Annotated in this window: 9 protein-coding genes and 3 pseudogenes; 10 read left to right on the forward strand and 2 right to left on the reverse strand. The window is 68.5% G+C overall.

From position 1 onward, the window contains the following. From KUM44_RS27555 to KUM44_RS27575, 5 genes are all read left to right on the forward strand, one after another. Positions 1-2,890, forward strand: a 2,890-nt coding sequence (locus tag KUM44_RS27555) for an SDR family NAD(P)-dependent oxidoreductase (RefSeq protein WP_217212118.1), incomplete at its 5' end; no start/stop codon positions are given. Between the two features lie 21 nt (positions 2,891-2,911). Then, positions 2,912-3,757 carry a 3-hydroxyacyl-CoA dehydrogenase family protein gene (locus KUM44_RS27560; RefSeq protein WP_217212120.1) on the forward strand — a complete coding sequence of 282 codons (846 nt, stop codon included), beginning with the start codon at positions 2,912-2,914 and terminating at the stop codon, positions 3,755-3,757. 28 nt (positions 3,758-3,785) lie between these two features. Next, positions 3,786-4,031, forward strand: a complete 246-nt coding sequence (locus KUM44_RS27565; RefSeq protein ID WP_217212122.1) for an acyl carrier protein — start codon at positions 3,786-3,788, stop codon at positions 4,029-4,031. A 95-nt stretch (positions 4,032-4,126) separates the two neighbouring features. Beyond that, complete coding sequence (locus KUM44_RS27570) at positions 4,127-5,314, forward strand: hypothetical protein (RefSeq protein WP_217212123.1); 1,188 nt, start codon at positions 4,127-4,129, stop codon at positions 5,312-5,314. Between the two features lie 10 nt (positions 5,315-5,324). Further along, positions 5,325-8,099 carry a condensation domain-containing protein gene (locus KUM44_RS27575; protein WP_217212126.1) on the forward strand — a complete coding sequence of 925 codons (2,775 nt, stop codon included), beginning with the start codon at positions 5,325-5,327 and terminating at the stop codon, positions 8,097-8,099. Between the two features lie 40 nt (positions 8,100-8,139). Here KUM44_RS27575 and KUM44_RS45735 read toward each other — a convergent pair. Continuing rightward, positions 8,140-8,387 (reverse strand): annotated as a pseudogene (locus tag KUM44_RS45735) (DNA helicase); the annotation flags it as partial. A 198-nt stretch (positions 8,388-8,585) separates the two neighbouring features. On the opposite strand from KUM44_RS45735, the gene KUM44_RS27580 reads away from it, so the two are divergent. The 5 genes and pseudogenes from KUM44_RS27580 to KUM44_RS46905 all read left to right on the forward strand — a co-directional run bounded on the left by KUM44_RS27580 (position 8,586) and on the right by KUM44_RS46905 (position 10,466). Further along, positions 8,586-9,011, forward strand: a complete 426-nt coding sequence (locus tag KUM44_RS27580) for a hypothetical protein (protein WP_217212129.1) — start codon at positions 8,586-8,588, stop codon at positions 9,009-9,011. A 410-nt stretch (positions 9,012-9,421) separates the two neighbouring features. Continuing rightward, a pseudogene (locus tag KUM44_RS47275) lies at positions 9,422-9,843 on the forward strand (IS21 family transposase); the annotation flags it as partial. Then, positions 9,840-10,154 (forward strand): ATP-binding protein, encoded by a 315-nt coding sequence (locus KUM44_RS46895; protein ID WP_302186056.1) that lies wholly within the window; start codon positions 9,840-9,842, stop codon positions 10,152-10,154. The pseudogene KUM44_RS47275 and the gene KUM44_RS46895, both read left to right, overlap by 4 nt. After that, positions 10,124-10,195 (forward strand): annotated as a pseudogene (locus KUM44_RS46900) (hypothetical protein); the annotation flags it as partial. The gene KUM44_RS46895 and the pseudogene KUM44_RS46900, both read left to right, overlap by 31 nt. Next, positions 10,173-10,466, forward strand: coding sequence for an ATP-binding protein (locus KUM44_RS46905; protein WP_308402735.1), 294 nt, complete (start codon positions 10,173-10,175; stop codon positions 10,464-10,466). The pseudogene KUM44_RS46900 and the gene KUM44_RS46905, both read left to right, overlap by 23 nt. A 1,321-nt stretch (positions 10,467-11,787) precedes the next feature. Here KUM44_RS46905 and KUM44_RS27595 read toward each other — a convergent pair. Then, positions 11,788-12,915 carry a hypothetical protein gene (locus KUM44_RS27595; RefSeq protein ID WP_217212133.1) on the reverse strand — a complete coding sequence of 376 codons (1,128 nt, stop codon included), beginning with the start codon at positions 12,913-12,915 and terminating at the stop codon, positions 11,788-11,790. Positions 12,916-12,922 lie beyond the last annotated feature (7 nt).

Genomic DNA, 12,922 nt, shown 5'->3' on the forward strand with positions numbered 1-12,922 from the left:
CGGCACCACACCCAACTGGACCACCTACCACCCCCCACACACACACCACCACATCCCCCTCCCCACCCACCCCCTCAACCCCAAACACCACTGGATCGACACAGCCACCCCGCAGACAGCCGCGCCGCGTGCCACTCCCGGGCCGCATCCCCTGCTCGACAGCCTCCTGGTGCGGTCGATGGACCAGTGCGTCTTCCTCACCGAGTTCGCGGTGGACCGGCACTGGGTCCTGTCGGAGCACAAACTGCTCGGTGAGGCGATCGTGCCCGGCACGACGTATCTCGACATGGGCCGTGCCGCCGCGGAGACCCTGCTCGGGCGCCCGGCCACGGAGATTCGTGACGTCACCTTCCTCGTCCCGCTGCTGGTGCAGGAGGGAACGTCCCGCACGGTGCACACCACCGTGCGTGAAGCCAGTGACGGACTTGCCACGTTCACCGTGGCGAGCCACGATCCCCGGGACGACACCTGGACCCTGCACGTCCAGGGGACGGTGAGCGTCCGGCCGCATCCGGAGAAGCCGCGGCAGCGGGACGTGGCGGCACTGCGGGCGGAGTGTGCGCTGGACACCGTTGACACCGCGGCGCACCAGGCCGAGCACAGGACCATGGAGTTCGGCCACCGCTGGCAGGGGAGTCTGCGGACGGTCCGGGTGGGCGTGCGCCGCGCGCTCGGAGAGCTGGACCTCCCCGAGGAGTACGCGTCCGAGTGCCGCGACCACGTCCTGCACCCAGCGCTGCTCGACCTGGCCACCGGATTCCACGGTTTCGCGGTCCTGCGAAGCGCCGACGACTCGCTCCGGGCACGCGAGGACCGCGGGTTCTTCCTGCCCGTCGGCTACGACTCGCTGCGCATCCACACCGCGCTGCCACGGCGTGGGATCAGCCATGTCCGACCGCACGCGGACCACGGCGGCGACGGCGAGGTCCGCAAGACCAACGTGCTGATCTGCGACGAATCCGGGGCGGTGGCCGTCGAGATCACCGGATTCACCGTCAAGCGCGTCACCGACGCACGGCGCACCGTGGCCCAGCTGCGTCCGCACGCCCGCCACCACGCCCTTCGCTGGATCCAGGCGCCCGCGCCCACGGGGACACCGGCGGCCGTTCACCGCGTGCTGCTGGTCGGGGAGGACCACGGAATGGCCGGGCAGCTCGGCGAGGCCCTGCGCGCGCACGGCGTCGATGTCGCCGAGGCGACGCTCGCCGATTCCTGGTCGGCGGTGGACGCCGGCCGCTACCGTGTGCCGCCCGAGCCTGACGGGTTCGTCCGGCTGCTCGACGCGCTCGGCGGTCCGGTGTTCGACGAGGTGGTGTACGTCGCCGGGCCGGTGAACCCACGTCTCCACGACGAGCCGGCGGTCTTCGACGCACATCTGTCACGGGGCGTCCACAGCCTGTTCCACCTGCTCCAGTGCCTCTCCGGACGCGGCGCCATGCCGGACCGGCTCAGTGTCGTCGCCCCGTCCGTCGCCCGGGTGACGGGCCGTGAAAGCGCGACGGAGGCCGTGCACGCCACGTTGTTCGGCCTCGCCAAGGTGGCGGCGCTGGAGAACGACGGGCTGGGCGTGCTCTGCGTCGACGTCTGCGGGGACACCGGCGCCGACGCCGTGTGCGCCGAACTGCTCGGCGTGCGCACCCTCGCGGCCGTGGCCCTGCGCGACGGGGTACGCCATGTCGCCCAGCTGGTTCCCGTCCAGCTGAAGAAGGATCCTGACATCCCGCAGGTCCGAGCAGGCGATGTCTTCCTCATCACGGGCGGACTCGGTGGCCTCGGCCTGGCGGTCGCCCGTCACCTGAGCCGTACCGTCCCAGGGGTACGCCTGGCTCTGGTCGGCCGTACGGAAATGCCGCCCCAGGAGCGGTGGGACGAGGTCTCCGACCCCGCGCTGCGGCGGCGGATCGGGATCCTGCGCGAGTTGGCCGACAGCGGGGCGAAGGTGCGCACCTACAGCGCCGATGTCGTGGATCTGGCGCGGATGACGGAGATCGTCCCGCTCATCCGCAGCGAGCTGGGAGCGGTCGACTACGTGGTGCACGCGGCCGGCGTGGCGGGGGACGGTTTCCTCTTCCGCAAGGATCCCGAGACCTTCCGGCGCACCCTGGCACCCAAGGTACTCGGCGCCGCGGTGCTGGATCTCGTCACACGCGACGCCCCGCCGAAGCTCATGGTGAATTTCGGTTCGACGGTCTCGGTCTTCGGAGCCGCGGGCCAAGGCGATTACACCGCGGCGAACAGCTACCTCGACCACTTCGCCGACGAGCGCTCAGCGCGTGGCCGCAGGACGGTGACGATCGGCTGGAGCGACTGGCTCGATGTCGGTATGGCCTTCGACCACGGAGTACCGCGGGACCAGGGCTTCTTCCGCTCTCTCCCCGTCGAGGAGGCGCTGAGCAGCTTCGAGGAGATCCTCGCCTCGTCGGGCCGGTCGGTCATCGTGGGCGAGATCAACTCTCCGCGGCTCGCCCGGGCCGACAGCCCCCTCGCCGCGTTGGTGGACCGCGGCCATGTCGTGCTGTCCGAGCCGATCCGCCGGGCCGCAGCATTCGCCCAGGACTCCCCGGTACCTCCGGCGGACACCGCGCGCAGCGGAGACGATGCCGCTCGGCTCAGGCTCCTGGGCAAGAAAGAGGACACGTACACCGGGACCGAGCGAACGCTCGCCCACATCTGGGCCACGGAGCTGGGTCTGGCCGAACTGAACGTCCACGACAGTTCCTTCGCGCTCGGGGTCGATTCACTGGCGGCGCTGCGGCTGGCGCAGCGGATCCAGAAGCTGATGCAGGTCCGGGTGTCGATGGCGGATCTCTACACGTACGAAACGGTCGCGAAGCTGGCCAAGCACCTTGACCGCGAAGGTGCCGGAGCCATGGACGGCTCCCTCTCTTGAGAAAGGCGGTACGGCGTGAGCGTGCGCACAGTAGGAGTGGTCGGGGCCGGGACCATCGGCCGGGGGGTCGCCCAGTCCTTCGCCGAGGCGGGCATCGAGGTGGTCCTCGTCGACGTGTCACACAGTCAGCTCGACAGCGCGGTGGCACAGATCCGGCGCGATCTGCTCGTCAACGAGATGCTGGGCGTGAGCACGCTCAAGGACGGCGCCGACACCGTCCGGGAACGCATCCGCTGCGACACCGGTCTGGCGGCCCTGGCCGACGTCGACTTCGTGGTGGAGAACGTCACCGAGAACTGGTCCGTGAAGCGCGAGGTGTACGAGGAGATCGACGCCCTGTGCCGTCCTGGAGTGATATTCGGGGTGAACACGTCAGCGGTTCCGATCACCCGAGTGGGATCGGTGACCCGACGTCCGTCCGAGGTCATCGGGCTGCATTTCATGAATCCGGTGCCCCTGATGGACACGGTCGAGGTCGTCAGGGGTCATTTCACCTCGAACGACACCCTGAGCACCGCCCTGGGGCTGCTGCGGGAACTCGGCAAGGAGGGCATCGTGGTCGGCGACGCCCCGGGCTTCGTGACCAACAGGGTGCTGATGCCGACCATCAACGAGGCGATCTTCTGCGTGCAGGACCAGGTCGCTTCGGCCGCGGACGTCGACAGGATGTTCAAGGGCTGCTTCGGCCACAAGATGGGTCCGCTGGAAACCGCTGACCTCATCGGCCTCGACACGATCCTGAACTCGATCACCGTCCTGTACGAGAGCTTCCGGGACACCAAGTACCGGCCGGCCCCGCTCCTGCTGCGGATGGTCGACGCCGGCCTGCTGGGGCGCAAGACAGGACGCGGTTTCTACGTCTACTGACATCACCCATCGCACAGGAGAGCCGAACATGACACAGGACGACGCCCGACAGCGCATCCGGGAGTTCCTCGCCCCCCAGCTGGCAGGCCAGCGTCTCGCCGACAGCGACGACTTCTTTGCCCTGGGGTACGTCAACTCCCTCTTCGCCATGCAGCTCGCGCAGTTCCTGGAGAGGGACCTCGGACTGGCTCTGCGGCCCGAGGACATGGACTTCGACAACTTCCGCACGGTGGACGGCCTCGTCCGCCTCGTCACCGCGAAGACCGTCGTCTGAATCCCGTCCGGTGAATCCCGTCCGGCGGGCGTGGCTCTCCACCGCCCGTCACGTCCGCCGGCCTCGTTTCCCTGCCCCAGGCGAGGAGTACACACGTGACGCACACCCACATCGACCTGCACACCCCGCTGCCCGAAGCGCTGGCGCCGGAGGTCGAACGCCGCCTCTTCTTCGTGTCACCGGACATCACCGGCTTCGAACTCGTCCGCGCTGAGGGGGAGATACGTGGGGTGGCCCTCGTCACCAACGGCTCCCCCGCCCGCGATGTGCTGACCGAGAAGGTCAACTTCGTGGTGGACAACGACGTACGCAAGCAGTGGGTGACACCGCCCAAGGCGATCTGGACGTCACCCCATCAGCGTTCTGCGCAGGAGGACGTGTTCGAGCAACTCGTGGCGGCGGGCGCGGTGAGTGAGACGGGTGAGGGCCAGGTCGCCATGGGCGATCCCTTGCTGTCCCTACTGGCCTACTTCGACACCGCCGTGCGCGAGATCCTCGCGCAGGACTTCACCGCCCTGGAACAGCGGTACCCCACGCTCATCAGCACCACGGCGCTCCAGACCTCCGGCTATTTCAAGGCCTTTCCGCAGCATCTGATGTTCGTCAGCCGACTGCGCAACGACATCGACGTCTACCGTGCCTTTCAGGCGACGTACGCCGACTCGGGCATCGACGCCGGCGTGCTGGAACACTGCGACAACGTGGACTACTGCCTGCCGCCCACGATGTGTTACCACACCTTCCACCAGTACAAGGGGCGCACCCTCACCTCGGACAGGCTGCATGTCGTCACGGCCCGGGGCAAGTCCTTCCGTTTCGAGGCCGCCTACTCCGCCACCATGGAACGGCTGTGGGACTTCACCATCCGGGAGATCGTGTTCATGGGGACGCGGGAGGAGGTCCTCGGCGCCCGCGAACGCTTCATGCGCAACATGTTCGCCTACGTCGAGTCTCTCGGCCTGAGCGGCTTCTGCGCCGTGGGCAACGACCCGTTCTTCTGCGGTACGGACACCTCCGGGCGCATCTGGTCACAACGCCTGCTGGAGCTGAAATACGAGCTGCACTTGCCTGTCGCCGCCGACCGCACCATCGCCGTCGGATCCTTCAACTTCCATGACGACCTGTTCGGCGAGGCCTTCGGGATCGCACACGGTTCCGGCGGCGTGATCAGGAGCGGATGTGTCGGATTCGGGCTGGAGCGGCTCGTCTACGCCTTCCTGTGTCAGTACGGCGTGGCTCCCGAAGCCTGGCCGACCCCTGTCCGCGCCGGAACCGGACTGTAGGGCAGGCCTCGTGAACGACGCTGCACCCACCCGTCAGGTCCCGGACGACGCCCCCGCCGAGGCCGGTTCCGCCGTACCGGGGATCTCCTCGGGCCGTACCCCGCGCACACCGGAGGAGGAGCTGCTGTGCGCCATCTTCGCCCAGGTGCTCGGCGTCGACCTCGTCACGATCGACGACTCCTTCTTCCAACTGGGCGGTCACTCGCTGCTGGCGACCAGGCTGTCGGCCCGGGTGCGCACCGCGCTGGGTGTCGAGGTGTCGTTGCGCACCATATTCGAGTCGCCGACGGTCGCCTCCCTGGCCGGCCACCTCGCACAGGGAGAGGGAGACGGCAGGCCTGCCCTGCGGCGGATGCGGCGGCCACCGGAGATACCCCTCTCCCAGACCCAGCGCCGGCTGTGGTTCCTCAACCGCCTGCATGGCGCCGCCGCGAACTACAACATGCCCATGGCCCACCGCCTCCGGGGCGAGCTGAACGTGCCGGCGCTGCGGCGCGCGCTCGGCGACCTGGTCCACCGGCACGAGACTCTGCGCACCGCCTACCCGGACTGGGACGGCCGCCCGCAGCAGGTCGTGCTCGAACCCGACGAGGCGCCGGTGGAGCTGCCGGCCCAGGTGGTCACCGCGGCCGAGCTGCCCGGAGCGCTCACCTCCGAGGCGGGCCATGCCTTCGACCTCACCTGCGAGACCGCGTTGCGCTCCCGGCTCTTCCGCCTGGCCGAGGACGACCATGTCCTGTTGCTGACTGTGCATCACATCGCCTGTGACGGATGGTCCTTGGTGCCCCTCACCCGGGACCTCGGGCTCGCCTACGCCGCCCGGTGCCGGGGCCGGCGGCCGGACTGGCCCGATCTGCCCGTTCAGTACGTCGACTACACGCTCTGGCAGGACGACCTCCTGGGCGATCCGGAGGATCCGAACAGCCTGCTGGCCCGGCAAGGCCGATTCTGGCGGCGTGAGCTGGCCGGCATGCCAGACCGGCTGCGCATCGATGTGGCAGCGCAGCGACCGGCCACCCCCACCCATCGGGGAGGCCGGACCGCCGAACGGATCCCGGCACAGACCCATCGCGCCCTCCAGAAGCTGGCCCGGGAGACCGGAACCAGCGTCTTCATGGCCGTCCAGGCCGCACTCGCGGCCGTGCTCACCCTCCGTGGCGCGGGCACCGACATCGCCATCGGCACCCCCACGGCCGGACGAGCCGATTCCCAACTGGACGACCTGGTGGGCTTCTTCGTCAACACCCTTGTCCTGCGGACTCGCACGGACGGCGATCCCACGTTCCGGGAGATGCTCCGGCGCGTGCGCGGCACCGATCTGGCGGCCTTCGCACATCAGGACATTCCGTTCGATCACATCGTCCAGTTACTCAATCCGGCCCGTTCCGCGGCCTGGCACCCGCTCATCCAGGTCATGCTCGCCTTCCAGAGCAACGACTCCTCCGAACTCCGCCTGCCCGGACTCGATGTGCGGCCCGAACCGGTCGAGGAGGGCATCACACGGTTCGACCTCCGTTTCGAACTCTTCGAGCAGGCCACGAAGGACGGGCAGCCGACGGGGATCGATGTGAGCCTCACCTTCGCCCTGGACCTGTACACGCCGGAGCACGCGCAGCAACTGATGCGGGACTTCCTGGCGGTCCTCGACGCCGCCGCGACACCGGACCTGCGCCTGAGCGAACTGGGCGGCCCCGCCCCGGCCTCCGGGGCCGCGGAGGCCGGGGCGGGGCCGGCCGTCACGCCGACGTCCGCGCCCGGTCACGCGCGGCAGGAACCCCGTGTGGCCTTCGTCTGCTCGCCCTACGGACAGCAGTGGGTCGGCATGGGGCGCACCCTGTTCCGCACCGAACCGGACTTCCGCGCCGCGCTTGAGGCGTGCGACGTGCTCCTCGCCCGCCACGCCGGATGGTCGCTGATCCACGAGCTGTTCCTCGACGAGCCGGAGGCCAGGACCGGAGACGTCGGGGTCATGCAGCCCATTGTCTTCGCGATCCAGGTGGGCATCGCACGGTGGCTGGAGGCGGCGGGCGTGCGGCCCCACGCCGTCGCGGGTCACAGCGTCGGGGAGATCGCCGCCTGCGCCATCGCTGGCATTCTGGAGCTGCCCGACGCCGTTCGCGTCGTCCACCACTACAGCGACCAGCAGCGCCGGGTGGCGGGCGCCGACAGCGGTATGGCCGTGGTCGAACTCAGCGTCTCCGACCTCGCACGGCACCTCGACCGCTACGGCGGGAAGGTGTCCATCGCGGGCATGAACGGACCGCGGACGACGGTACTGGCCGGCGACAGGTCTACGCTCAAGACGCTCGTCGCCGAACTCCAGGCGCTGAATGTCCTGTCGGCCATGGTCCGCGTCGACCTTCCCGCGCACAGCGCGGCGATCGACCCGATCATGGCCGACATGGAACAAGCGATCGGAAGGGTCACCCCCCGGCAGGGCCGGATCGACATGGTCTCCTCGGTCACGGGAAGCGTCCTGGACTGGCGGCAGATCTCGGCCGCCTACTTCTCACGGAACCTACGGCAGCCCGTCCTCCTGGCGCAGGCCACCGAGCAGCTCCTGTCCGAACACGACGTGCTGGTCGAGATCAGTGCCCACCCGGTTCTGGCCCCGGCCCTTCAGCAGACCGTGGACGAGGGCGGCAGGGCAGCCACCGTCCTCACGACGATGCGCCGCGGCGAGGACGACCGTCTCGGCCTGTTCGAGGCGCTTGACGCCCTGGAACGGATCGGGACGAAGGTCTCGCCTGCGACTCGTCGCGGGGCCCGTTCGGCTCCGGCTTGAACGGACAGCCGCGTGAGGCCGGGCCGTGGATCGGGCTATCCGGCGGCGGAAAGTCCTCTGCGATTCTGGCTTTGGCCACTCGCGGCCTTTTGCCTTGTGGGTGGTGGAGACCGTGACCTGGGCCTTGGTTTCGTCGGTCAGTGCATGAACTGCGGCGATGATGGCTTCGGACCCCTGTGTGTCCACAAGTTCCACGAACGGCTGGAGGTCCCGGTCTGCGGGATCGTGCTCCGCATAGTCCTGCAACTCACCCCAGGAAGCGAAGAGAACCAGTTCGGGGTGAGATGTGTGGCTGCACAGTTCTCAACGCGGCTCACCGACAGGGCCACTTGTGGCGCCGCGCTGTGCGCGGCAGCAGCCACGGGTCGGGACGGGTCCCAGCTGGGTTGCGTGACAGTGAAGAGGCCGAGGGCGCTGGGCACGCGGGAGGACAGCGTGACGTCACGGTCTCGGCGCACTGTTCTGTCTTGTCGAAGGGAAATGATCGTGGCACGAATTTCGCGCGTCCTGGTATCTGGCACAGCCCTGATCGCCATGGCCGTCCTAGGCGCGTCGGCCACCGCCTCGGCGGCCGACGAGTTCCCGACGGCCTACAACACCAAGACTCAACGCCTGACGGACAAGCCTGAGAGCGACATGGATCCGTCCTGCGTCTCACGACGTATCTCCCTGATAGCCGGCGAGTACGACTGGGAGCAGACGCTGGCGCTCGGGTCGCGCTCGAACCTGTACCTCGGCTCGGGCATGTACACGTGGGAGGACTGCCTGTACCCGGACGACGGCTTCTACGTCCAGCAGACCTCGCTGAACCCCGACAACCCTGACTGGGACACGATTTCGCTCACCGACTGGGTGGAATTGGACGAGGAGCGCACCTACACGTGGGGCTCACTCCTTGACCCGAGGTTCTGAACGGCGACGGCGCGCTGCACGGCGTCCGACAGCGCCCTCGGCCGCTCGAGCGATGCCTTCCAGCTCGGACGTGCCGGTGCAGAGCACGGCGTCGTGACACCGCCATGCTCGAAGCAGGGTGAGAGAGGGTTGGTACCAGGTGAGCAGTACGACGGTTCCACTGGTGATCGCGTTCCTGGGCATCGTCGGCACGCTCACCCGGCACGCTCACCTCAAGGCTCATGACACGACGGCTCGCCGAAAGAGCCAAGACCAAAGAACTGGAACATGCCGAACGACAGCGCGTCGAAGAGCGGCAGTACGGGGCGAAGCCCGCAACCACGGAGGCCACCCGAGCCACTGGGTGCGTTGAGGTAGTACAGCAGCAGGCGGCTGACGGCCGCCTGCTGCTCTCGGTCTTCGGGGTCGATTACCCGCCTGAGAAGATCGCCTTCCCGATGCGGACGCCGATCTGGTGCCGCAGCCAGGCGTCCGAGGTCGGCTTCGCCTGCCGGGAGGTGATCGACCAGCTGCTGGAAATCCTGGAAATCAACGTGCTCCACCGGCTCCGAGCCGCCCAAGGCGTGCTGGGCCTGCGGAAGAAGTACGGCGACCAGCGTCTGGAGGCCGCCTGCGTGAAGGCCATCTCGGTCGGCGATCCGTCCTGCCGCACCATCAAGGACATCCTGGTGGCCGGCACCGAGACGACCCCGAACCCGATACCGGGGAGGCCGGAGCGGCAGCCTTCCTCCACGGACCCGAGGGTCTGTTCGCCGCCGACATCCCCACCCAGACACCCGGCGAGCGTCACGATCACCAGGAGGACGGCGACGCTGAGGAGGCCGCGCGATGAGCGTGATGGACACAGCCCTGCGCGAATCGCTCAAGACCCTGCGGCTGTCGGGAATGCTGGAGACCCTGGACGCCCGCCTCGCCCAGGCCCACGGCGGCGAGCTCGGCCACCTCGACTTCCTCCAGATCCTCTGCCAGGACGAGATCACCCGACGTGAGACCGTCGTCTTCGAACGCCGCCTGCGCAAGGCGAAGTTCGAGCAGCAGGTCACCCTGGAGGGCGCCTCGACTTCAACGCATCCCCGAAGCTGCCCGCCGCCCAGATCCGCGACCTGGCAGCCCTGCGCCGGCTCCACGCCGGCGAGTCCGTAATTCCGTTCGGGCCCGTCGGTGTTGGAAAGACACACGTCGCGCAGGCCCTCGGACACCTGGCGATCCGCCAGGGCGCCAACGTCCGCTTCGCCAAGACAGCCGCATCCTGGCCGAACCCGCCGGGGCCACGCGGACCGCACCTGGGACCGGCGCATGCCCGGGATCGTCCGCCCCGACCTGTTGATTCTCGACGACTTCGCCATGCGCCAGATGACCGCCCCACAGGCCGACGACCTCTACGAACTCATCTCCGAGCGGCAGGGCCGGTCCGTGATCATCACCAGCAACCGGGCGCCCAGCGACAAGCCCTGACCACCCAGATTCCATCGCTCGCAGGGGTGCCGATACGGCTGGCCAACAGCTCGCCGGCGCTCCTGCCTCGTTGTCCTTGCCGCGTGAGAGGCTCCCCGGCGACACCAGGACACGGATGGAGAGCCGGCGGGATGGGTTTCGAGGGCGAAGTCTGGCGACTGATGCGGCAGAAGGAAAGGAACTGCTCGGCGAGATCGTGACCGACGAGGCCGACTTTCCATGAGTACGAGCGGTTCGACGACTCCTACGACCGGATCGCGGACACCTTGTCGCTGGTGGCCCCGTCAGGTCCGGTCGCGGAGTCTCTTCTGCACATCAGTGACGGTCGTGGCACCCGCAACGCGCCCGTTCTCCGGCGTGGCCGCCCGTTCGATTGCCACCCCGTCGGCTCCATCCGGCCCTGCCGCAGTAAATGCGTACACCTCGCACCCACCCCTCGCGATCATGCTCGGTCGAACATGCGAGGCCGCCGGTGGGGTGCCGAGGAGACCTATCGGCACTGCCGCGAGGCCGACAGCAACGTCACCGCTCTGGCCTTCTCACCAGACGGCCGCACCCTGGCTCCGCCATACGGCCGGGGCCGGCAGTGCGGCCGGCAACGCTGCCCACCATGACACAGTCGCCGCTCTCGACGTCCTCGCCGGGGTGCAACTCGCCACCGTCACCGGCGAACACACTTGAATCAAAGGGCGATCACCCTGTGGAGTGGCCGCCCATTGGTGTTGTTCGGGGCTGCCGTTCGAGTGATCGCTCCATGTCAGCGACGGCTGACCGTGCATTCCCGGCGGCCGGTGTGCGAGGTTGTGCCGGACCCGGCCGAGCGGAATCGGAGGCGCCGACGCCATGACTTCAGTGATTGCCCGGCGTCTCGTCGTAGCAGTGGCGCTGGTCGTGCTGGCGGCGACGGCGGCCTGCGGGGGTGGCGGAGACGGCGGGCCGACGCCTCCCGGACCCACCGAGACCGAGGAGAACGGAACGCCGACCTCGGAGGAGACCGAGGTCACCTCGGACGAGGAGACGGACGGCGAGATCTTCCTGGGCAGCGACGCCGAGGAGGCCTCCGCGTCGGACGTCGAGCTTCCGCCCACACAGGTGGGCGAGCCGACCCAGGGCGAGGTGGACATCAAGCCATCCGCACAGGGGCTGCCCTCGGGTCTGCAGAACTTCAGCATCACGATCGATGGCGAAGAGGTTGAGACGGTCGATCCGTGTCTGGGCGAGATCCCGCCGGACGGCTGCACGCTGATCTTCCGGTACACGCCGACGCGGCCGGGATCGTACTCCGGTGAGTTGACGCTCACGCTGGACGACGGCTCCACCATCACCGCCGCTGTCTACGGTGAAGCGACCGAGGCCCCGACCTCGGACACGGACTCGACCACTCTGGAGCCCCCGACCGACGAGCCCACGACCGACGAGCCCACGACCGATGAGCCTCCGACCGATGAGCCCCCGACCGAGGAGCCCCCGACACCGTTCGAAGAGGAGACTCCGGTGCCGGGGACGTAGCGCCGACGTTCTTGTCAGGGCTGCGGATCTCCAGCCAGGCGGTACGGTCGTCGGACAGCACCACCACATGGCGGTCTTTCCAGCGCGAGACATAGGAGACCAGGTAGAAGCGGGTCGGTGACTTCATGAGGAGGCGGAAGCCCCGGTACTCATACCGGTATGGCCCACCCGCACTGCCGTGGTCCTTGAACCTGATGCCCTTCGCGTTGTGGGGGACGATCACACGTGAATGGATCACCACGAACGGGGTGTCCTTGTACCCTCTCCTCGCGTCCAGCCGCGCATCGCTGCGGCCGACGACCGCCGAGTACTGCGCCATGTCGAAGAACAGGCTCACCGTCAGCATCCCAATGAGCAGCGTGCCGACCGCCAGCCACACACGGTCGCCGGCGGGGACCTGCCGGACTCGGGTCTCCGGGCTCTGGCTCAGCCGCAGATGGACGGCCCAGACGGCCAGCGTGGACCCCACGGCCACCATCAGGGCCGGCATGAACGTGCGCGGCACGCCCGGAGGGAGAATGGCCACCAAGCCTGAGAACAGGGTCGCGAGGCCCATGAGCATCATGGCCACGCCGACGGCAAGCAGCAGGACGATCGCCGTCCGGCGGTGAACCTCATGCTCCGGTCCGGCCAGAGCCCGTCCCAGCCAGCCGAACACCAGGAACACGATCAGCCCGCCGGCCAGCAGGAGACAGAGGGGCAGGAAGATCGCTTTCGTGCTGCTGGCCACGACGTTCTGGACGGACATCCCGAGATCCTCGGGCACCACGCCGAGGGCGGAGTAGTACTCCCGGACGTAGAGGCTGCCAAAGTAGTAGAGCAGGGCAAAGGCGACGGTCCCCGGCGCCGCGACGTAAGCCGCCTTCTCCACGAACGTCGACAGGGGTGAGCGCGCGGGAGGGGGCTCGGACTCGGTTGGCGGCACCTGCGGCGCGGACATGACCATC

This window comes from Streptomyces sp. AC550_RSS872 (genome assembly GCF_019049285.1).
Taxonomy (GTDB): Bacteria; Actinomycetota; Actinomycetes; order Streptomycetales; family Streptomycetaceae; genus Streptomyces.